Source organism: Bradyrhizobium genomosp. I (2014), assembly GCF_000261685.1.
In the GTDB taxonomy this organism is placed as follows: domain Bacteria; phylum Pseudomonadota; class Alphaproteobacteria; order Rhizobiales; family Xanthobacteraceae; genus Bradyrhizobium.
Genome location: NZ_AJQE01000313.1, coordinates 1 through 21,129 on the forward strand (window position 1 = coordinate 1; position 21,129 = coordinate 21,129).

The following is a 21,129-nucleotide window of genomic DNA, read 5'->3' on the forward strand; positions in this document are numbered from 1 at the left end:
AGGCATCTTCTTCAGGCGGAGCAGATCGAAACGGTCGGGCAGCGCGCGCAACGCGCCGATCAGGGCCTTGTTGATCGCATCCGTCGCTTCCGGATCCAACGCGGCATCGAGCGCCAGGATCGGTGCGTTGTTGTCGGAGACGCCGAGGTCCGCGAACTCGACGATGCGGATGCCGCGCCTGATATGGCTGATCATCGGCGCGATCGCGATGTCCTTGCCCGTGGTGACGTCGGAGATCACGGCGATCAGCGGAGCGACGGCGTGAAACGCATCGTACCAGGCGCCGAGCCAGTGAGCGTGCTGGAAAGCCGTGCGGTGCCCGGCGCTCAGCCGCGAGGCGGCGTGCCGCCAGTCACGGAGGAAATCGACAGCGATTCCCGACGTGCTGGACAGCTGGCCGTCTCGTTGCTCGACGCTGAGAAACGTCATTCGCTGCGCATACGATTACTGAATGTTTCCAGATAGATTATGTTTTATCGCCGACCACAAGCAGCGTCGCTGCTTATCGTTAAGCCAATGCCACTCGATACGACCTGGCTGCGACAAGCTGTCAGCGTTTCGCTTCCATCTGCTCGACGCATTGGAACCTCGCCAGGAAGTGCAGGCCGGCCACGGCAAGCGCGAACATGAACCAGATCGGATTTTGCCGTTCGAGCAGGAAGGTTTCAGTCGCTCCGTAATACAGGCCGAACAGCCACACGGTCAGGAACAGCTTGGCCAGTGCACCACTGCGGCTGTGAGCCTGGGCCGTCTGGAAGTTGCCGAGCGGTGTGAGCACCAGGACGAGAACCGCGAGAACCAGCCCGGGCAGACCGATGGTGACGGCAAGGTCGAGATAGCTGTTGTGGCTGTGCGCTGCCGACGTCGCCCATTCGGCGCCTGGGGCGGTCTGCCGCGCGGTCACGTCGTCCCAGAACGCCGCATAGCCGTGACCGATGATCGGCTTTTCGGCGACGGCCGCAAGCGCGAACTCCCAGATCGCAGACCGGCCGGTGAAGGTGGGATCGAGCGGCAGCAGCCGCGTCATCGCCCCCAGCGCCGGGCTAACGACACTGCCGACGGTCAACAGGTTCATCGCGACCAGCGGCGCAAAACAGATGATCCGCTTCAGCCACAGGCCCGGCGTGACATAGACCAGCGAGGCGAGTGCGTAGATCGCAAGACAGAGCGCCGTCGACGTCTTGCCGCCGGTGAAGATCAGGAAGATGCCGGACAGCGCGGCGATCGCCGGCCCCATCACGAACGAGCCCACCGCTGACAGGTAGATGCCGACATAGACCAGGATGGTCATCACGGCCGAGGCGATGTTCTTGTGGCCAAAACTGCCGCGCCAGTCGCCGGCAAGCTGCGGCTCGGTGATGTCGAGCGCCGTATGAATCGAATATTGCGGCGCGAGGAAGACGCCGAGATAGCAGAGCGCGAGCAGCACGAGCGCGGCAGCACCCAGGCAAAGGTTGAAGCTGCGCCGCGTCGGCGGCAGCAACGGCAGCAAGACGGCGAGCGACGTCACGCTGGCCGCGAGCACGAATCGCTGGATCGAAACGCCGCGGCTCTCTGAGAAGATGATGTTGATCGCCAGCCAGCCCAAGAGGCAGAGATGAAGCGGTGTTGGCAGGCTCTTCAGCGCGGGTGCATCCGAGGCAGCGACACACAACACCGCGACCGCAGCCAGGAGGCCCCAGGAAACATATGTCAGCGCCATTCGTCCGCCGACGACGGTGGTGACGTCGGGATTGCGCAGATCCGGGAACGGATCGAGCGTCACCAGCACCAGCAGCAGCGCCCCGACCGCGACGAGGCAGCGCGCCGCCTGCACGGCGTCGAGCCCCGCAAGGCCGTCCCGCAGAACATGGCCCAACGATCGGGCCTCGACGTCGGTCATGTCAGCGGCGCTGCGGTCCATGGCTCAGGACATTTGATGACGCCCGCGAAGCTCCAGCTCCTGGCTCACCCCTGTCGAACGTCCGTCATCGGGCCTGCCGGAGATATGCGACAGCGCTGGCTGCCGCATGATGCTGCGCGCGATCTCATAGTATTGCAGTGCCCGTTGCTCCAAGGTGAGATTGTCCAGGATGTACCCGCGCGGATCGAAGTCGCCCGCGGTACACCCGGCCCAGAAATTTTCCCAGCCCGCCTCGAACCCCGCGATGTCGGTGAACTTGGCACCGCAGCGTCGGTCCCAATACGGCACCGACGACACGGGCGCGAACCTCACCCGGTCGGGATAGTAATCCGGGTCGCGCCACGGCCCGCCCGGATCCCAGGCAAACACCGGCACGCCGCAGGACAAGGCCTGCTGATAGGCGATGCCCTGGCTCTCGCTCTGGCACAGAAAGATCATCGCCCGCGAGCGCGCCAGCGCAACCTGATAGTCTTCTTCCTTGTAGCTGCCATAGCGCAGCTCCGTGAACGAACGACCGTCCTTCAAGAGCCGGTCGCGAACGGGCTCGATCATCTCCGCCGCATAGCGCTCGCGGTCCCAGTGGACCTTGTCGTAGATCAGGACATCGACGGCCTTTTGCGATCGCGCCGACGGCGCCCAGAGATCCGTGTCGATGCCGACGGGCCAGGCCTCCGTCTCGGGCCAGTGCGGCCGGTACATGTCGACGTACCAGGGGCCGGGCACCACGACCTTCTTGACCGGCAGACGCTTGAACAGGTCGGGATCGTCGAGCGGGTGATTGTGGGCGGCAACGCCCAGCAGGATCGGGTTCTTCCACGCGAACTTGTCGAGCAGGAAGGTGCGGCCGATGATGCAAGCGAGTTCGTCGGGATGCTGGGCGATGTGACCGTAGTCGTTGACGCGGTAGCGTATGCCGAGCCGATCGAGCCCCGCACAGAGATTGAGGAACACGCGAAGCTGGCCGCTCATGCGCGGCTCGCCGAGTAGCAACCGGCGAGCCATGCGCCGCAGATGCCGGTCGCCGGGAAACCAGCGGTCGTCCTTGTCCTCATAAAAGAGATTCAGGATCATCGCGTCGGGGTCGTGTTCGAATGTCTTTGCGGGCACTGGGATCCATCCGCGGCAGCCGGATGCGCATTCTCGCATGGGACCGGCTGTCGCACTCTTCCAAATTTGCCACAGGCTTAATGCCAGCGGCTTAACGCTATTCTACGAAACCCGCGGCCCGCGCGCCTTCGCGGCAACGGTTTGACTGCAATGCGAGTATCATCCGCCGGCAACCGGATTGCGACCGCCGGCGTGACAGACATGTCCTGGTTAACAGACCGTTAAAGACGAGCCGCATCTTGATCACCGCCGAAGAGGTTCTTGAACTGCCAGCCGCCCCCCGCGCGGCGGCGCCGGCGCGCCTTCCGCTTCAGGTCGGCTCGGCCATTTCGGTGTCCGTCGTCATTCCGGCCAAGAACGCTGCAGCCTATGTCGGCGAGACCCTCGCCAGCGCTCTTGCGCAACGCGAGGTGACCGAGGTGATCGTCGTGGACGACGGCTCGACCGACAGAACCGTTGCGATCGTCCGAGCCGTGCGTGACCCGCGGTTGCGCCTGCTACACAACGATTCCGCGGGTGTCTCGGCAGCGCGCAATCTCGGCGGGCGGCATGCGAGCGGCGAGTGGCTGCTCTTCCTCGATGCCGACGACCGCTTGCGTCCTGGCGCGGTGGCCGCGCTCCTGTCGGCAGCGCGCGGTGCTCCGCGCGCGGTTCTCGTCTACGGCGACTACAACACGATCGACAGCGATGGACGGCAGATCGGCCGGCGCGACCTGCTGAAAGGACGCCGCAAGCCGTCCGGCGACGTGCTGGCGCGGCTCGCGGCCGGCAACTTCATCGTCAATGGCGGTATCGCGCTCGCACGTGCCGAGGCCTTCCGCGCCGTCGGCGGCTTCGACGTCTCTCTCAGATATTGCGAGGACTGGCATTGCTGGTGCCGGCTTGCCGCGATCGGCGAGTTCGAGTTCGCCCCGAAGCTTCTGCTCGACTATCGCTTGCACACGGCCAACACCATGAACGCGGCGGTGCGAACCCCGCAGGATTTCTTGCCGGCGGTCGCGCGGGTGTTCGACGACGGGCTGATTCTGGCGAGACTGCCCGAGGGCGCGGCGAGCGGGCTCCGTCGGACTGCCGAGATTCATCTCGTCACCTATTCGGCGATGCAAGCGATACGCTTCGGCAGATATCGCCAGGCCTTCGCCTATCTCGCGATGATCGGCCGGCGGTCGCTCAAATCGCTGCCACGCTCCGCGATCAGGGTCGCCCTCGCCCGTTTCGGTATCTAGTCCGCCGCATCAGGACACGATCTTCGAGGCCTCATAAGGCTTCGGCTCGAGGCCGAAGGCCGCCAGGACGGCGCCAAACGCGACCATTGCGGGATGCATCGCGACGACGGCCTTGGACGACATCAACAAGACTGCGGCGCGAACCAGCGACAGCGGCACCCGTCCAAGCATCTGCGCAAACACCCGCGCCCGCGCCGCCGCGTTCTGCGCGGCCTTGTACTGCACACGATAGTTGATCGCACCGATGCGCAGGCCACGCTTCGCGATCCAGCCCAGGCTGGTGCGGTTCTGCGGCACGGTCTCGGTGATCACGGCCTCCGCCGTCCAGTGGAACAGCATGCCGGCGTCACGACACCGCACGAAGAAATCACAATCGCCGCCGCCGAGAAAATTGAAGCGCAGGTCGAACGCGGGACGATCGAACCGTTCGAAGGCGGAACGTGTGATCAGACAATTGCCGCAACCATAGATCAGCGGCACCGCACCGCTGTAGTCGTAGGCGGGACAGAAGGCGGGATGACGCGAAAGCCAGGGTTTGCTGTCGTCGTCGAAGACCGGCAGCACCGGCCCGCCGACCACGTCGGCACCGGTCGCCTCCGCAGTGCGGACCATCAGTTCGAGCCAATCGGGCGAAGCGATCTCGTCGTCGTCGATCATCAGGAAACGGGTCGCGGCGGGAAACAGCCCCTGCGCCGTCTCAAATGCAGCATTGATCGCCTGGCAGTTCCCCTGCCGCTTCTCGATGAGGCAAACGCCCTGGAGCCTGCCGGCAGCCAGAAACTCCGCAGCAACCGGCGCGCTCTCGCGCCGGACGGCATCGTTCTCGACCATGACGACGGCAAAGGAACGCGGGGTGCGCTGGTTCGCCAGCGATTCCAGCGTCAGCCGCAGATGCCGCGGACGGCGGAAGCAGGGAATGCAGACGACGATGCCGACCGACAGGTCAATGACCGCAGAGCTCGCCGCGATCTCCCGGTTGGGATCGCACACGACATCCGAGATGCGCGAGGCGGACAGGTCTGTCGGGATCAATGTCATGACGTTCTAGATGTCCGAGATATATTGAAAAAGCCCTGCTTCGATCGCGCATCCCGCGACGGCACATCGCCGCGGAACAGATGCGTCCCAAAATGAACGGCCAATTGACGGCGCGTGCCTGCGCCTCGCGCCGATCTCCCGGCCATCCTGAAACAACATCATGCGCTTAACCGCTTTCGCTTGTTTCTCCCGCGAAATCATGCGCGCGTGATACTGCAATTGGCGGTCCATGCGCCGACGACGCCCAACGTGAACAATGCTGTAGTTAATGCGCATGCGCATTAACCCGGCCGTAAGCACTGCGACCGGTGAGACGGTGCGGTGCCGGATTTGCTCTTCGGGCAAGCGCGTTTTTTCCTGTAAATTTGAATAGAACAAGCGCGGTCAGAAAATATGAACAAGCCAGCCACGATCGATTTCGCAACAGCCACGGCGATCCAAATCCCTGCGGCAGCGACAGGTACCCAGGCGCTTCATGATCTTGTCCCCGGCGAAGCCCGCGACAGCCTGCTCGCCGTCCATGACGTGCTGTGCCGCAAGCTGCCGCAGGACCGGCTCGCCATCTATGAAGCCGGCGGCGGCTCGTGCAGCGTTCTGCCGCCGGAATTGCTGAGCCGCAGCAAAGTCACCGTCGTCGACATCGACGAGGACCAGGTCCGCAACAATACCTACGCCGACGAGGCGATCCTCGGCGACGTCCAGACCTACAGCTTCGGGCGCGAGACCTTCGATCTGGTGATCTGCTACAACGTGATCGAGCATCTGCCGAACGTCGACGCCGCGCTCCTGAATTTTCGTGACGCGCTCAAGCGCGGCGGGATGATCCTGATCGGCGCGCCCAATCCGCGCTCGCTCTCCGGGGTCGTCACCAAATATTCGCCGCACTGGTTTCACGTCTGGTTCTACCGGCACATCCGCGGCATCAAGGACGCCGGCCTGCCCGGCGAACCGCCGTTCCCGACGATCTTCCATCCGCTGGTGACGCTGCCCCGGCTCGAAGCATTCGCGGCCGCCAACGGCCTCGATATGATCTATCGTCGTGAAGTCGAGAGTCCGCGCTATCCGGAGATGCGCCGGCGCAGCCCGCTGTTTGCGGCGCTCGTCGACGCCGGCGTAGCGGTGCTGAACGCCGTTCTTCCCCGCGGCACCGACGTCCGCCGCGGCGACTATCACGTCATCCTGCGGAAGCGCTGACGGCCATGGCATGTGCGCGGAGCATCACTGGACGAGCGGGGGCTCGCGCCCATGCCGCGCGCGGTAACGAACCGTTAATTCCTGGGAAACTCCGCTCTCGCGAGCGTGACAGGGACGCGCCGAACGGCGGCAGCCGCTTAAACGCTTTGTTTGCCATTTCGGTGAATAGTCCCTCAATGAGTATGGTTAATTTTCCCTGTTGCGTTGATCGGGCACCCATATCCCGGGTGCGTGGCGTAAAGCGAAGACTAACCCCTCAGCCCGCGGCAGTTGGAATGAAAGCTGGGGATCATGCTTGACTATAGCCAGCCGATCGATGGGGCCGGAACGGAGGCCTCGCAACGGACGCCTCGGGCCGGCTTCAACGTGCTGGAGCTCGCCAATTTGCTCTGGCGGCGAAAGGTGGCGATCACCGCGGCCGCCCTGCTCGGTGCGACCCTCGCGGTCGTCGTCGGCAAGAGCGTGACGCCTCGCTACACCGCCACCGCTCAGCTCTATGTCGACCCGCGCGAGCTTCAGCTCGTCGACCGCGAGCTCACGCCCCGCGCACAGGACGTCTCCGGCATGTCCATGGTGGTGGAGAGCCAGGCGCGCCTGATCACCTCCAACAGCGTACTGCTCCAGGTGATTCAGAAGGCCGGTCTCGACAAGGATCCCGAATTCGGCGGCGGCGAGGGCACGAGCCTGATGGCATCGCTGCTCGGTCTGGTCGGCCTGCAACCCCGCACACCGTCCGCCGCGGAGAGGAAGGAAGTGCAGCTCGCGGCGCTCGACGCGTTGAACAAGCACATCACGATCCACAAGACCGAGAAGAGCTTCATCGTCGACATCGAGGTCTGGTCGACGGATCCCGCAAAAGCGGCGATGCTGGCCAACACGCTGACCAACGCCTACCTCACGGAATCCCGCAACTCGCAGGCTTCTGCCGCGCGGCGCGCGACCAACGATCTCTCCAGCCGCCTGAAGGAGCTGCGCGAGCGACTGCGCAACGCCGAGACCGCGCTTGCCACCTACAAGGCCCAGAACAATTTCGTCGGCACCCAGGACGCGCTGATCAGCGATCAGCAGCTCTCCGCCAGCAACCAGCGGCTTTCGGCGGCCCGTGCGGCGACGATGGATGCGCAGGCGCGGCTCGACCAGATCGAGGCGAGCCGGCGTACCGCCGCCGATGCCGGCGCGATTCCGGAGGCGCTGCAATCGCCGACCATCGCGAATTTGCGCGCGCAATATGCCGACGCCCGCAAGAAATATGCGGAGCAGGCTGGCGAGCTCGGGCCACGCCATCCGGCGCTGCGCCAGACCGAGAAACAGGTCGAGGACCTCAAACGCACCATCAACGAAGAGATCGACCGCTTCGCCCAGTCCGCCAAGAACGATTTGACGCGGGCCCGCGATTTTGAAGCCTCGCTCAACCGGGCGCTGGAAGCCCAGAAGCGGCAGAGCGTCCAGCTCAGCCAGGCCGCCGTGCGCCTGCGCGAGCTCGAGCGCGAGGCCGATGCCAGCCGCGACGTCTATCAGTCCTTTCTCAAGCGCTCCCGCGAGACCGAGGAGCAGGAGAGCTTGAATACTTCGGCGGCCCGGGTCATCGGCGAGGCAACCGTGCCGCAGCGGCGCTCGTTCCCGCCGGCAATGAGCCTGTTCGCCATGATCGGCTTCATTTTCGGAGCGATCGCGGCGTCAAGCTGGTTCGTCGCGGCCGAGTTCCTGCTCACTGCAACCGCGCCGGCGCCGACACCTGCCCGTCCACAGCGCACAGCGGCGCCGGATGCAACGCGGGTTCCGCAATGCGCGCGACCTCCGGAGGCGGCGCCGCCTCAGCGAGCCCCGCGCGCTCCGGAAGTTGCTCAGGCTCCGCCGGAACTCGACGCACCTCCGCTGCAGCCTTCGATGGTCGAGAGGCCGCTGGTCGAAAAGCCGGTGATCGCACGGCTCCAGGAGGCTGACGTCATCCACACGCTCGGCGCCATTCTCGCGACTGGCAGCGGCGTCGACCTCACACGGCTGGGTTGGCCGACGCTCCGCCCCGGCTTTCCCCTGACGACGCTGCTCAACACCTGGCGCGACATGCGGGCCGTGGTGGCCCGGCGTGCCGGCGGCAAGACGATGCCGGTCATTGCGCTTGTCGGCGCCAGCGAGACCACCGGGCGCAGCGTCACCGCGCTGAATTTCGCGCTGGCGGCCGCGCGCGACGGGGCCCGCGTGCTGATGATCGATGCCGACCATCAGGCACGCTCGCTCTCGAACAGGGTTAGTCGTCCCGGCAAGAACGAACCGAGCAGGCTCGGCTGGCTCTCGATCGGCAGCAAGGACGCACGCGAGATCAAGACGGTCGACGGCATCTCGGTGCTGCCGGCCGCCGAGGGCGATACCGTCAAGGCTGCCGACGCGATCCGCAAGGCAATTGCGCAAGCCCGTTCCGCCGGCGGCTATGATCTCGTGATCCTCGACGGCCCGGCGATGCCGCTGTCGGCCGGCGGCCGCAAGCTGCTCGATGACACCGACTCGCTGGTGGCCGTCCTGCCGACCAGCCTCGACATCAACGACAGCCTGGAAGAGATCCTGACCGCGCTTGGCCCCGCCGAGCGCAAGCTCGTCGGCGTCGTACTCGACGAGCTCACTCCTGCAATCCAAACGCGCCAGCGAGGCAGACAATATGCTTGAGCGTCGCGTCAACATCGACGGACGGGCAGCAACCGCCGACGTGCCGAGAATCACCGTCGGCGGGCTTCGTATGGCCGCGCTCGACCTGGAAGCCACCGCCGATTTCATGATCGAGGCGACCGATCCTGACAGTCGCATCGGCCGTCCGCTGTTCCTGACCTCAGCCAATGGCGAAGTGCTGGCGCGCTGCTCGACCGAGCCGCAGACCGAACGCCTGTTCCGGGCCGCCGACCTGATCAACGCCGATGGTCAGCCGCTGGTGGCGGCCTCGAGGCTGCAATCCTGGTTCCCGCTGCCGGAACGGGTTGCGACCACGGACCTGTTCCACGTCGTCGCGCGCAAGGCGGAAGCGATCGGCCGCACGTTCTATATGTTCGGGGCAAGCGAGGCCGAGAACGCCGCTGCGGTCGAGAACGTCCAGAGGATGTATCCGCGGCTCAAAATCGTCGGACGCAGCCACGGCTATCTGCGAGGCGAGGCGCTGCGTGCCAAGATCGAGGAGATCAACGCGCTTGCGCCGGACTATCTTTGGGTCGCGCTCGGCGTGCCCAGTGAGCAGGCATTCGTGGAGCAATACACACCGCATCTCACCAATGTTGGCGTTATCAAGACATCCGGAGGCCTGTTCAACTTCTTGTCAGGGAGCCGTTCCCGCGCACCGCAATGGATGCAGAAGATCGGACTCGAATGGGCCTGGCGCACCCTGCTCGAGCCACGCCGTCTGTTCTGGCGCTATTTGACCACCAACCCCCGCGCGCTCTATCTTCTCTTCAGCCGCCACCGCCCCCTCCGCTAAAACAAGAGCAGAAGACGACATGACCGACCGACCGACCGTCCTTGTCACCGGGGGCGCGGGCTATATTGGCTCGCATGCGTGCCGCGCACTGACCGCCGCCGGCTATCAGCCCGTCGTTTATGACAATCTCTCGACAGGTCATCGCAGTTTCGTTGCCGGCCCCCTGGTGACCGGCGATCTGCTCGACGGTGCGGCGCTGGCGCGCGCCTTCGCCGAGCACAGGATCACGGCGGTGATGCACTTCGCGGCGGCGAGCCTCGTCGGGGAGTCCATGACCGACCCGCAGAAATACTATGTCAATAACGTCCAGGGCACGCTGTCGCTGTTGCAGGCCATGCGTAACGCGGGCTGCCGGCGCATCGTGTTCTCCTCGACCGGCGCCGTCTATGGCAACGCCGATTCCAAGGAGCTGCCGGAAGACTTTCCCTGCGCGCCGATCAATCCGTACGGCGCATCGAAGTTGATGATCGAACGCATGCTCGTCGACTACCGCACGGCCTATGGCTTCGGTGCGTTCTGCCTGCGCTATTTCAATGCCAGCGGCGCCGATCCGGCCGGTGGCATCGGCGAGCTGCGCGACAACGAAACCCATCTCATTCCCCGCGCCATGATGGCGCTCCAGGGCCATGTCGACTTCGCGGTGTTCGGCGACGACTACGACACGCCCGACGGCACCGCGATCCGCGACTATATCCACGTCACGGACCTTGCAGCGGCACATGTCGCGGCACTGAAGCTTCTGGAAGGCGGACATGCCGGCGGCAGCTTCAATCTCGGCACGGGCTCGGGCTTCTCGGTGCGTCAGATCCTCGACGCCATCCGGCAAGAGACCGGGCGCGAGGTGCCGCACACCGTCAAGCCGCGCCGCGCCGGCGATCCCACCTACCTGGTTGCCGATCCCTCTGCTGCTCGAAAGGTGCTGAACTTCGTGCCGCATCATTCCGACCTGCCCACAATCATCCGTACCGCCTGGGCCTGGCACCAGAAGGCGCATCCATTCAGATCGCGTTAGGCAACCATAACATCCGTAACTTGCCTGCCCTGCCTTCAAACGGCTAGAATGAATGCTCGTTGCCGCCGTTGGCGTATCGCCGACGGCCGCGTCTTACGGCATTGCCGACGATGATGTCGGCATGCGTGGCTCGGCCAAGTTGCGCGAGCCGATTTTTCCGAGCGTCCAAGGCCACGATCAATCCGCGCGTCGGCCTGTCATCAGGCGCGGATTCCGGGAGTATCGACCGCATGCATCAGGCTGCACGCCTGGAATTCGAGCGTGTCATGGAGGAGTTCGTCCGCTGGCATGTCGTACCAGAGGACGAGCGCTCGCCTGCGCCTGCCTGGTGGTGGGGGCCCGCCATGGCAGTGGTCGACGACCAGGAGCCGATGAGCGAAACGTGCTGCTGCGCCCTGAATGTGAGCGAAGGGACGAGCTTCGCCGAGGGCGCGCGCGCCATTCTCGCGCTGTTCATCGAGCAGACATCGCTGACGGAGCCCCAGGCTTTCCCAAGCAAGGCCGCGGGCGGGGAACACGACGTCCGCGAACTGCATCCGCAGCCGTCAGACGACAGCGCGTTTCAGCCGTGACGCAGCGCCTTCGTCGGCCGGGTCCGGCTGGAGCGGCGGCGCGACGGGCAGCGACATCGGCCGCAGCAACTCGGCCATCTGCCGCGCCGGGAGCGGTCTGGAAATGAGGAAGCCCTGCATCTCGTCGCAGCCGTGGGTCCGCAGGAACGCCTCCTGCTCGGCATTCTCGACGCCTTCGGCGACGACGGTCATGCCGAGCGCCTTGCCCATGCTGATGATCGCCTGTGCGATCGCCTGATCCTCCGAATCCTGCGGCAGGTCGCGCACGAAGGAGCGGTCGATCTTGATGGTGTCGATCGGAAAATGCTTCATCAGCGACATCGACGAATAGCCTGTGCCGAAATCGTCAATGGCGAGACGGATGCCGCGACTCTGAATGGAGTCGAGCACCTTGAGGGCGCGACCGACATTGCGCATCATCATGCTCTCGGTGACCTCGAGCTGGAGCAACACCGGCGACATGCCGGAGGCCGCCAGCGCTTCGTCGACGTCCTGCAGCAGATGCTCGTCGACAAACTGACGAGGCGACAGGTTGACCGCCATCGACAGCGGCAACAGGCCGCGGCGCTGCCAGGCCATGGCTTGCGCGCAGGCCTCATTCAGCACCCAGCGACCGATCGGCACGATCAGCCCGGTTTCCTCCGCAAGCGGAATGAACTGTGCGGGCGAGACATTGCCGAGATCGGGATGCGTCCAGCGCAGCAGCGCTTCGACGCCCGTGATCTGGCCGGTCCCCACGTCCACCTTTGGCTGGTAATTCAGCGAGAACTGCTCCCGCTCCAGCGCGCGGCGCAGCGCGCTCTCGAGCGACAGCCGCTCGATCGACTGCGTTTTCACTTCCTTGGAGAAGAAGCGATAGCCGTTCTTGCCGTCTTCCTTGGCCAGGTACATCGCCATGTCGGCGTTCTTGGTCAGCGTCTGCGCGTCGGAGCCGTTGGCCGGATACATCGCGATGCCGATGGAGGCCGTAGTGTGGCACTCGTGGCCCGCGAGCTCCATCGGCTCGGCGAGCGCTGCGAGCAGCCCCGTTGCGATGCGCTGGGCATCGTCGATCTCGCCGCACTGGTCGAGGATGACCACGAACTCGTCGCCGCCGAGCCGCGCCACCACGTCGCTCGTCCGCAAGGCGCGACGCAGCCGGTTCGCCACCTCGAGCAGGAGCAGGTCGCCCGCCTCGTGACCCAGCGAATCATTGATGACCTTGAAGCGGTCGAGGTCGATGAACAACACTGCAAAACGGTGATCGTGGCGCTGCGCGATGTCGATCGCCGCGCGCAGCAGCGCGTTGAAGGTCTCGCGGTTCGGCAGGTCCGTCAGGCTGTCATGCGAGGCGAGATACTCGATCTGCTCGTCGGCCTTGTTCTTTTCGTCGGCGCGATCGAAATTCTCCATTGCGAAGGAGACGTTGTCGGCGAGGCGCTGCAACAGCTCGACGAATTCGGGCGTGAAGGTCGCCGGTTCGGTCGACATGTAGATCATGACGCCGACGGGCTGGTCGTGCGCGATGAGCGGAAACGCGGCGCCCGAGCGCGCGCCGTCGCCGCGCACGATGGCGTGGAAGGCGCTCACGCGGTCGTCGTTGAGATAGTCGTTGCTGATGCAGGGCTGGCGCGTGCGAAACGCTGTGCCGCTCATCCCACGTCCTTCGGGCCGCTCCGGATCGACGGAGAGCCGGACGTTACGGGTGGTGTCGGCGGACGGGCCTGCGCTCGCCACGATTTCCAGCTGATCGCTGCCGGCCCTTGCCAGCGCGATCGTGGTCGATGTGAACTTGGCGCCATTCGACGCCGCAAGGCAGACGAGGTCGAACAGCTCCGCACGGGACTTCGCCCGCATGATCGCCTCGTTGGTCGCGCTGAGCGCTGCAAACATACGCGTCAGCCGCTCCTTCTGCGCCTCGGTGCGTGCCTTCTCCTCGGCGCGCTCGAAATTGTCGAGGGCAAAGGAGACGTTCTCCGCCAGCCGCTCCAGCAGCGCGACCAGATCGGGCGTGAACGTATTCTCCTCCGGAGCGAGGAAGAGCAGAATGCCGATCGGCTCCCGTCCCGCCCTCAGAAGCGGGAAGCTCGCCGCAGCACGGGTCCCATCCTCCACCGCCTTGGAGTGCCAGTGCGCCGAGCGCGGATCGTTCATATAGTCGTTGACGACACTTGGCTGGCGCGTGCGCAGCGAGGTTCCGATGATGCCATCGCCCTGGGGATGCCCAGCGGAAATGCCGCAGGTCCGTCCGATCATGCGGTCCTGCAGGCGCCCCTTGACCGCAACGACGCGAACGAGCTCGTGTTCTTCGTCGATGATGCCGATCGTCGCCGAGGCGAACACGTCGCCGAGGACCCCAGCCTGGCAAGCGGCCTCAAACAACTCCTTGCGCGTCTTGGCGCGGATGATCGCTTCATTGGTTGCGCTCAGCGCCTCGAACATTCCGCTCAGGCGGTTCCGCTGCTTGTCCGCGAGGGCTTTCTCCTCGGCGCGATCGAAGCTTTCCAGCGCAAAGGCGACGTTGGCCTCGAGCTTGCGGAGCAGCTCGACGAGCTCGGGCGTGAATGTGCCGCACTCCAGGGAGTTGAACAGGAAGATGCCCTCGACCCGGTCGCCGTTGAACAGCGGCAATGCCGCCGCGGAAGCGATGTCGTTGCGGCGGCAACTGGCCTGCCACGGCGCCATGCGGTCGTCGGCGAGCACGTCGTTGCTGACGGCGGGCTGGCCCGTGCGAAACGCGGTGCCGGTCAGCCCGCGGCCCTCGGGCACCTGGTCGGAGGTGGAGAACTTGAACTTACGAACCTCGTCGGCATTCGGTCCATAACTGGCGACCACGCGCAACAGCTCGGCGCGTCGATCGACCAGCGCGATGGTGGCCGAGGTGAACTTGGCTCCCTTCGCGGTCGCCTCGCAGACGAGGTCGAACAGGTCGGACCGCGACCGCGCACGCAAGATCGCCTCGTTGGTGGCGCTGAGCGCCGCATACATTCGCGCCAGGCACTCTTCTTCCGCGGCGATCCTGGTTTTCTCGGCCTCGCGGCCGAAATTCTCGATCGCGAACGAGACGTTCTCCGCCATGCGCAGCAGCAGCGCGACGATCTCCTCGTCCTTGGCCCAGGAACGGCTGATGAAGAACAGCAGCACGCCGACGCTCTCGCCGTACCTGATCAGCGGCGCGACGACGCAGGCGGCAACACCGGTGTTGACGTTGGCCTGCTCCCAGGGAGTACCCTTGGTACGGCTGGCGAGATCATCCTCGACGATGACTTTCTGGGTACGAAACACCTCGCCGGAGATGCCTTTGCCGTAAGGATTTTCCGGGTCGACCGAATAGCGCGCCTGGGTCACGAGCTCGAGATTCTGCCCGGTGGCGGCGACAGGCTTCATCCAGTGCGAATCCGGCTCGCGGAGCAGGACGATGGTCGCCAGCGATTTGCCGCTGTGAACGGAGGCATCGCATACGAGCTGGTACAGCTCCTGCTCGGTCTTGGCGCGCAGGATCGCCTCGTTGGTGGCGCTGATGGCACCGAACATGCGGTTGAGCCGCCGTGTCGCCCGCTCACTCGTCTGTCGCGCGGTCTCGCGCGCGAAATTGGCCAGTGCGCAGGATATGTTCGCCGACATGCGCTCGAACAGCGACACCATCTGCTCGTCCAGCGAATTGGCTTCGCTACGCGTCACAAACAAGACGCCGACGCTTCTGCCATTGCAGAGCAGCGGCAGCGCCGCGGCCGCGCCGATATGAGCCTTGACGGCGCCCTGGCGCCACGCCAGGGAGCGCGGATCGTTCAGATAGTCGTTGCTGATGCACAGCTTCTGATCGCGAAACGCCTCGCCACCGACGCCCGCCCCTTCAGGTGTACCGGCTTCCGTCGTGATCAAGATCGCGCGCAGCCGCGCAACGTCGTCGCCGCAGCCGGCCGCAAAGCACAGCCGCCGGCCGTCCGGCTCCACCAGGAATACGGCAACGGCCAGAAAGTCCCCGCTCGAAAATCCGGCATCGCAGACCTTCTGGTACAGCTCGTCCGGCGATCTCGCGTAGAGGATCGCTTCATTGATGGCGCTCAACGCCGCAAATGTGCGCGCGAGTGTCGTCGGCACGATCTCAGCTCCCGGGCATTCTGCCTATTTCTCCCGGTGACTTTATGAGCGGCGCTGGCCTAAGTGGTCGTTATTGCGCACTGCAAACCGTCGATCAGAGTGAACGAGCAGCGAACAAGCAGCTTAAAACTGGCGGAAACAGCCTCGCGCGGCACGGATTTTCGACCAAAGGCGCGTTCTCTTTGCGAATTTGCAGCCCTGCGTTGGTTTACGGGAGATTGATATCGCTCCGACGCTTTGAGACGATGGCATCTAACGAGCAGCCTGCTAAGGGCACCAAGCCGAGGGAATGCCATGCCGATCGTCAAGGCCGATCGCCTCATGCGCGTCAGCGCCGCACTGCTCCGCGCGGCCGGAGCATCCGAGGAAGAGGCAGATGCGGTCGCGATCGGCTGCGTCAATGCCAATCTGGCCGGCCATGATTCCCACGGCGTCATCGCCGTTCCCACCTATATCGATCGCGTCAAGGCCGGGCACATCGTCCCCGGCGCCAAGTGGAGCATCGTTCAGGAATCCCCGACCACGACCGTGATCGACGGCCATTGGGGCTTTGGCTTCCACGTCAACGCCAGGGCGATGGCGCTGACGATCGACAAGGCGAAGACGGCGAACGTCGCCGCCTGCACCGTGTTCCGGCAGAGCCATGTCGGCCGCCTAGCCGCCTACCCCTTGATGGCGATGCGCGAAGGCATGATCGGGATTGCAACGGCAGACTCCGGCCGTTCGCCGAAACACGTGGCCCCGTTCGGCGGCAAGGAGGCGCGGCTCGGCACCAACCCGATCTCGATCGCGGTGCCGTCCGATCTCGATACGCCGTTCTGCCTGGACATGGCGACCTCGGCGGTTGCTGCGGGCAAGGTCCAGCTTGCGGTCGCCCGCGGCGAGGAGATTCCGACGGGATGGATCATCGATGCCGAGGGACGGCACACCACCGATCCGACCCAATACCGCAAGGGCGGCGCGCTGCTGCCGCTCGGCGGTACCGAGGGCTACAAGGGCAGCGGCCTCGCTGCGATGGTCGAGGTGCTGTGCGGCCTGCTCACCGGTCTTGGCTTCGGCGTCGAGCCTACAGGGCGACACAATGACGGATGCTTCATGGCGGTGTTCAATGTCGCCGCATTCCGACCGCTGAAGCAGTTCAAGCGCGAGGTCGCGGAATTCGCGCATTACCTCAAATCGACTCCGCCGTCCGAGGGCAGCGAAGGCGTCTACTATCCCGGTGAGATCGAGGGTTTGCGCGAGCAGCAGCGCCGGCGTGATGGCATCGAGATCGAGGATGCCACGTGGGAAAAATTACGCGCTCTGGCGCACGAGTATCGGCTCGACACGGTCCTTGGCCTGGCCTGACGGCATCAGGAGAACAGCGGCATGAATCGGCAGATGGTATTGGTCGGCTTCCTTCAGGCACAGAACTGCACGAACCTGCCGAGCTCCTGGCGGCATCCTGACTCGCGCACCGATTCGATGTCGGCGGACTATTATCAGGAGATCGCCAGGATCCTCGAGGCCGGCAAGTTCCACATGGCTTTCTTCGACGACCGCCTGGCGATGCCGGACCGCTACGGCAACGACCACGCCCACACCGTCGAATACGGCATCCGTTGCGTGAAGATGGACCCGCTGATCGTGCTGACCACGATGGGCATGGTCACCGAGAAGCTCGGCCTGGGCGCGACATGCTCGACCACCTACTATGAACCCTTCGACGTCGCCCGCCGTTTTGCAACGCTCGACCTGATGTCCGGCGGGCGCGCCGGCTGGAACGTCGTCACCTCGCTCAACGACGGCGAGGCGCTCAACATGGGCCGCGAGTCCCACCCTGAACATGATTCCCGCTACGACCGCGCCGATGAGTTCATGGAGGTGGTGCTCGGCCATTGGGACACCTGGCAGGACGGTGCGCTCATCATGGACAAGCGAAGCGGCCGCTTCGCCGATCCGACCAAGGTGAAGCGTCTCGACCACAAAGGGCCGGCCTTCAAGTCGCGCGGGCCGTTCACCGTTCCGCGTTCGCAGCAAGGCCACCCCGTGATCATCCAGGCCGGCGCTTCGGGCCGCGGCCAGCGCTTCGCAGGGCGTTGGGGCGAGGTGATCTTCACCGCCGCGCGCAACCTCGCCGCCGCCAAGGAGGGCTACACGGCCGTGCGCAACGAGGCCGCGAGAGCCGGCCGCGATCCCGACCAGATGTTCCTGTGCAATCTGATCACGCCGGTCTGCGCCGCAACCAGGGCTGAAGCCGAAGACAAGATGGCCCTGATCAACAAGCTGCCGCTCCAGATCGATGCGCTGTCGCTGCTCGCCGAAGCGCTCAACTATGATTTCGCCTCCAGGGATCTCGACGAGCCGCTGACGACGGAGGAATTGAAGAGCATGCAGGGCATCTTGGGCATCCGTGACGGCGTATTGAGGGCGTCAGGCAAGAGCAACCCCAGCGCGCGCGACTTCGTCACCTTCTCCGGCCGCGGGCAAGTGCAGGACGCGATGGTCGGCGGTCCCAAGGAGATCGCGGACAAGCTGGAAGAGATGTTCGTGGAACGCGGCTGCGATGGCTTCGTCATCGCCGCAACCTACGTGCCCGGCTCCTACGCCGATTTCGTCGAGCATATCGTACCGGAGTTGCAGCGTCGCGGCCTGTTCCAGAAGGATTATCGCGGCAGGACGCTACGCGAAAATCTCGGGCTCGAGCGCCCAGCCGCCGGCGCCTGGAAGGTGCAGCCGCGCGATGCCGCGGAATAACGGCGAGGACGGAACATGCGCTGGCTGAAATTCACCGCCTCGGGCGTGACCTCCTGGGGCATCGTTGAAGGTGACCGGGTGATCGCGGTCGACGGCGATCCCTTCGCCGAATGGCAGCGCACCTCGCGAACGCTTCAATTGTCCCAGGTCAAAATCGAGTTGCCACTTGTCCCGCGCACCTTCTATTGCGTCGGCTTGAACTATCTGAAGCACCTGAAAGAGGCCGCCGACAAGCGCGGCGAAGTGCCGGCCGTCCCCGACAGACCCGAGATCGGCTATCGCGCGCAGAACGCGCTGATCGCGCATGACGAGGAGGTCGTCATCCCGTCCTTCGCGACGGACAAGATCCACTATGAGGGCGAGCTCGTCGTCGTCATCGGCAAGAAGGTGAAGCATCTCACCGAACAGAACGCGATGGATTGCGTGTTCGGCTACACCATCGGCAACGACGTCAGCGAACGCAGCTGGCAGAAGGCCGACCGCAGCCTGTGGCGCTCCAAGAACGCCGATACGTTCAAGCCGATGGGCCCGTGGATCGAGACCGAAGCCGACCTCGAAAAGATGGAAACAATCGTCCGCGTCAACGGCCGGGAGACCAACCGCTTCGCGACCGCCGACATGATCTTCGGCGTGGTGCCCTTCCTGGTCGAGCTGACGAAGTATTTTACGCTCTGGCCCGGCGACGTGATCTGGATGGGCACCGACGGCGCCTCGCCCGACATCAAGCACGGCGACGTCGTGGAGGTCGAGATCACCGGTGTCGGGACGCTGCGGAACAGGTTTGTGCGGGAGGAGCGGTAGGCCCCCCTGCGGCACTTCCCGCAAGTCAGAACGGCAGCGCCACGCCCGTCTTGATCTCCTTCAGCACGACATTGCTGCGGACGTAGCGGATGCCGGGGATGCGGAACATGAACTCGTCGAGAAAGCGGTTGTAGGCCGCCATATCCTGCACGACGACGCGCAGATGATAGTCGGCGTCGCCCGTGGTCGCAAAGCATTCCAGCACCTCGCGGCGCTTGGTGACCCTGGCCACGAATTCGTCGACGAACTTCGCGTCATGCCGCTCCAGCGACACGTGGAGGATGGCCGACATCGCAAAGCCCGCCTGCTCCCGCGCGACCAGCGCCGCATAACCGCAAATGACGCCGCTCTCCTCCAGCGCCCGCACCCGGCGCCAGCAGGCCGATGTGGACATGCCGACCTCATCAGCGAGTTGTTGGTTTGTGGCACGGCCGTCCTTTTGAAGGTAGGCGAGTATCCGGGTGTCCTGGTCTTCGATCATTGGAACCTCTCGATTCAGTCAAATCTACCGAATTTCGCCTTTTGATGCAAAATTCTACCTAATATGTGCCTCAGCTTGGACAAATAGGTAAGACCTACCAGCGTCGCGGGCATAACCTTCCACTGCTGGGCAGGATGCCGCGCGAGGTCCGCCATGGACGCCATTCCGTCACTCGACACGTACGAACTCTCCGACCGCTACGACCGCGAGGAGGGCCGCGTCTTCCTGACGGGCACGCAGGCCATCGTTCGCATCGCGCTCGATCAGGCGAGGCGCGACCGGGCGAACGGCCTCAACACCGCCGGCTTCATCTCCGGCTATCGCGGCTCGCCGCTCGGCGGCGTCGATATCGAGCTGTGGCGTATCCAGCAGCGGCTGAAGCAAGACCGCATCGAATTCCTCCCCGCGGTGAACGAGGACCTCGCCGCGACCGCCGTGCTCGGGTCGCAGCAGGTCGAGACGCAAGCCGACCGCGAGGTCGATGGCGTGTTCGGACTCTGGTACGGCAAGGGCCCCGGCGTCGATCGCTCCGGCGATGCGCTCAAGCATGGCAACGCCTATGGCTCCTCGCCGCATGGCGGCGTGCTGGTGGTCGCCGGCGACGATCATGGCTGCGTCTCCTCCTCGATGCCGCACCAGTCCGACGTCGCCTTCATGAGCTGGTTCATGCCGACGCTGCATCCGGCGAGCGTCGGCGAATATCTCGCATTCGGCGAATATGGCTATGCACTGAGCCGCTTCTCCGGCATGTGGGTCGGCTTCAAGGCGATCTCGGAGATCGTGGAATCAGGCGCCTCCGTCGCGCTGCACCCGCCCCGCGACTTCCGCACGCCCGACTTCACGCCGCCGCCGAGCGGTCTGCACTATCGCTGGCCCGACCTGCCGGGCCCGCAGATCGAGGAACGGCTGGAGGCAAAGAAGCACGCGGTCTACGCCTTCGCCAAGGCCAACCCGATCGACCGCCGCATCTACGACATTCCGGGCGCCACCTACGGCATCGTCACCACGGGCAAAGCGCATCTCGATCTGATGGAGGCGCTCCGGCTGATGGGCCTCGATGAAGCGGCCTGTCGCAGCATCGGCATCGACGTCTACAAGGTCGGCATGGTCTGGCCGCTGGCGCTGCATGACGCGATGGACTTCGTGAAAGGCAAGCGCGAGATCCTCGTGGTCGAGGAGAAGCGCGGCATTATCGAGAGCCAGTTCAAGGAATATTTCTACGACTATCCCGGCGCCAAGCCCGCGCGCATGGTCGGCAAGCACGACGAGCAAGGGGCACGGCTGATCTCCTGGATCGGCGAGTTGTCGCCGCGGGCCCTCGCCGGTGTGCTCGCGCGCCGGCTCGACCCGATGTTTTCCGGCCTCAATCTCGCCGCGCGCGCAGCCGCCTTGATGCCGGAAGCTGCGCGCACCATCAACGTCAGAGGCGCGACACGAACGCCGTACTTCTGCTCGGGATGTCCGCACAACACGTCAACGAAAGTGCCGGAGGGATCAAAGGCGCTGGCCGGCATCGGCTGGC

At 64.8% G+C, this 21,129-nt stretch carries 15 protein-coding genes and 2 pseudogenes; 10 read left to right on the forward strand and 7 right to left on the reverse strand.

All coding sequences use genetic code 11. The annotated features are described in order from the left end of the window. The 3 genes and pseudogenes from IC50_RS28670 to IC50_RS28680 all read right to left on the reverse strand — a co-directional run. Positions 1–429: pseudogene (locus IC50_RS28670) on the reverse strand (GNAT family N-acetyltransferase); the annotation flags it as partial. A 121-nt stretch (positions 430–550) separates the two neighbouring features. Beyond that, positions 551–1,903 (reverse strand): O-antigen ligase family protein, encoded by a 1,353-nt coding sequence (locus IC50_RS28675; protein ID WP_035712698.1) that lies wholly within the window; start codon positions 1,901–1,903, stop codon positions 551–553. A gap of 3 nt (positions 1,904–1,906) precedes the next feature. Further along, on the reverse strand, positions 1,907–3,010 hold the full coding sequence (locus IC50_RS28680) for a glycosyltransferase (protein WP_035712699.1): 1,104 nt from the start codon (positions 3,008–3,010) through the stop codon (positions 1,907–1,909). 239 nt (positions 3,011–3,249) lie between these two features. Between IC50_RS28680 and IC50_RS28685 the strand changes: the two genes are divergently transcribed. Beyond that, a complete protein-coding gene (locus tag IC50_RS28685; RefSeq protein ID WP_035712700.1) occupies positions 3,250–4,236 on the forward strand; it encodes a glycosyltransferase in 987 nt (328 codons plus the stop codon). A 9-nt stretch (positions 4,237–4,245) separates the two neighbouring features. Here IC50_RS28685 and IC50_RS28690 read toward each other — a convergent pair whose 3' ends face one another. Together IC50_RS28690 and IC50_RS28695 are read right to left on the reverse strand one after the other, a co-directional pair. Then, the gene (locus IC50_RS28690; protein ID WP_035712701.1) at positions 4,246–5,274 is read right to left on the reverse strand and encodes a glycosyltransferase family 2 protein; all 1,029 of its coding nucleotides are present in this window, start codon (positions 5,272–5,274) and stop codon (positions 4,246–4,248) included. Between the two features lie 6 nt (positions 5,275–5,280). Further along, positions 5,281–5,619, reverse strand: a complete 339-nt coding sequence (locus tag IC50_RS28695; protein WP_157461100.1) for a hypothetical protein — start codon at positions 5,617–5,619, stop codon at positions 5,281–5,283. Between the two features lie 48 nt (positions 5,620–5,667). Here IC50_RS28695 and IC50_RS28700 point away from each other — a divergent pair, with 48 nt between their 5' ends. The 5 genes from IC50_RS28700 to IC50_RS28725 all read left to right on the forward strand — a co-directional run bounded on the left by IC50_RS28700 (position 5,668) and on the right by IC50_RS28725 (position 11,509). Continuing rightward, on the forward strand, positions 5,668–6,468 hold the full coding sequence (locus IC50_RS28700) for a class I SAM-dependent methyltransferase (RefSeq protein WP_035712703.1): 801 nt from the start codon (positions 5,668–5,670) through the stop codon (positions 6,466–6,468). A gap of 291 nt (positions 6,469–6,759) precedes the next feature. Continuing rightward, positions 6,760–9,129, forward strand: coding sequence for an exopolysaccharide transport family protein (locus IC50_RS28705; protein WP_035712704.1), 2,370 nt, complete (start codon positions 6,760–6,762; stop codon positions 9,127–9,129). Continuing rightward, complete coding sequence (locus tag IC50_RS28710) at positions 9,122–9,925, forward strand: WecB/TagA/CpsF family glycosyltransferase (RefSeq protein WP_035712705.1); 804 nt, start codon at positions 9,122–9,124, stop codon at positions 9,923–9,925. The genes IC50_RS28705 and IC50_RS28710 overlap by 8 nt, the downstream gene beginning before the upstream one ends. 19 nt (positions 9,926–9,944) lie before the next feature. Continuing rightward, positions 9,945–10,937 carry a UDP-glucose 4-epimerase GalE gene (gene galE / locus IC50_RS28715; RefSeq protein WP_035712706.1) on the forward strand — a complete coding sequence of 331 codons (993 nt, stop codon included), beginning with the start codon at positions 9,945–9,947 and terminating at the stop codon, positions 10,935–10,937. A gap of 230 nt (positions 10,938–11,167) precedes the next feature. Further along, positions 11,168–11,509 (forward strand): hypothetical protein, encoded by a 342-nt coding sequence (locus IC50_RS28725; RefSeq protein WP_035712710.1) that lies wholly within the window; start codon positions 11,168–11,170, stop codon positions 11,507–11,509. Here the strand turns inward: IC50_RS28725 and IC50_RS28730 are convergent. Next, the gene (locus IC50_RS28730) at positions 11,483–15,589 is read right to left on the reverse strand and encodes a bifunctional diguanylate cyclase/phosphodiesterase (RefSeq protein ID WP_035712712.1); all 4,107 of its coding nucleotides are present in this window, start codon (positions 15,587–15,589) and stop codon (positions 11,483–11,485) included. The genes IC50_RS28725 and IC50_RS28730 overlap by 27 nt on opposite strands. A gap of 294 nt (positions 15,590–15,883) precedes the next feature. Between IC50_RS28730 and IC50_RS28735 the strand changes: the two genes are divergently transcribed. The 3 genes from IC50_RS28735 to IC50_RS28745 are packed head-to-tail and all read left to right on the forward strand — an operon-like array spanning position 15,884 to position 19,126. Next, on the forward strand, positions 15,884–16,936 hold the full coding sequence (locus IC50_RS28735) for an Ldh family oxidoreductase (RefSeq protein WP_035712714.1): 1,053 nt from the start codon (positions 15,884–15,886) through the stop codon (positions 16,934–16,936). Between the two features lie 21 nt (positions 16,937–16,957). Then, a complete protein-coding gene (locus IC50_RS28740; RefSeq protein WP_035712716.1) occupies positions 16,958–18,325 on the forward strand; it encodes an LLM class flavin-dependent oxidoreductase in 1,368 nt (455 codons plus the stop codon). Between the two features lie 15 nt (positions 18,326–18,340). Further along, complete coding sequence (locus IC50_RS28745) at positions 18,341–19,126, forward strand: fumarylacetoacetate hydrolase family protein (RefSeq protein ID WP_035712719.1); 786 nt, start codon at positions 18,341–18,343, stop codon at positions 19,124–19,126. A gap of 25 nt (positions 19,127–19,151) precedes the next feature. On the opposite strand, the gene IC50_RS28750 is transcribed toward IC50_RS28745, so the two are convergent. Beyond that, the gene (locus tag IC50_RS28750) at positions 19,152–19,607 is read right to left on the reverse strand and encodes an Lrp/AsnC family transcriptional regulator (protein WP_035712721.1); all 456 of its coding nucleotides are present in this window, start codon (positions 19,605–19,607) and stop codon (positions 19,152–19,154) included. Positions 19,608–19,760: 153 nt separating this feature from the next. Between IC50_RS28750 and IC50_RS28755 the strand changes: the two are divergent. Beyond that, positions 19,761–21,129 (forward strand): annotated as a pseudogene (locus tag IC50_RS28755) (indolepyruvate ferredoxin oxidoreductase family protein); the annotation flags it as partial.

Bases quoted from the DNA above. Each gene is read 5' to 3' on its own strand.
- IC50_RS28675 (WP_035712698.1), bottom strand. From the start codon at position 1,903: ATGGACCGCAGCGCCGCTGACATGACCGACGTCGAGGCCCGATCGTTG.
- IC50_RS28690 (WP_035712701.1), bottom strand. From the start codon at position 5,274: ATGACATTGATCCCGACAGACCTGTCCGCCTCGCGCATCTCGGATGTC.
- IC50_RS28700 (WP_035712703.1), top strand. From the start codon at position 5,668: ATGAACAAGCCAGCCACGATCGATTTCGCAACAGCCACGGCGATCCAA.
- IC50_RS28705 (WP_035712704.1), top strand. From the start codon at position 6,760: ATGCTTGACTATAGCCAGCCGATCGATGGGGCCGGAACGGAGGCCTCG.
- IC50_RS28710 (WP_035712705.1), top strand. From the start codon at position 9,122: ATGCTTGAGCGTCGCGTCAACATCGACGGACGGGCAGCAACCGCCGAC.
- galE (WP_035712706.1), top strand. From the start codon at position 9,945: ATGACCGACCGACCGACCGTCCTTGTCACCGGGGGCGCGGGCTATATT.
- IC50_RS28725 (WP_035712710.1), top strand. From the start codon at position 11,168: ATGCATCAGGCTGCACGCCTGGAATTCGAGCGTGTCATGGAGGAGTTC.
- IC50_RS28735 (WP_035712714.1), top strand. From the start codon at position 15,884: ATGCCGATCGTCAAGGCCGATCGCCTCATGCGCGTCAGCGCCGCACTG.
- IC50_RS28740 (WP_035712716.1), top strand. From the start codon at position 16,958: ATGAATCGGCAGATGGTATTGGTCGGCTTCCTTCAGGCACAGAACTGC.
- IC50_RS28745 (WP_035712719.1), top strand. From the start codon at position 18,341: ATGCGCTGGCTGAAATTCACCGCCTCGGGCGTGACCTCCTGGGGCATC.
- IC50_RS28750 (WP_035712721.1), bottom strand. From the start codon at position 19,607: ATGATCGAAGACCAGGACACCCGGATACTCGCCTACCTTCAAAAGGAC.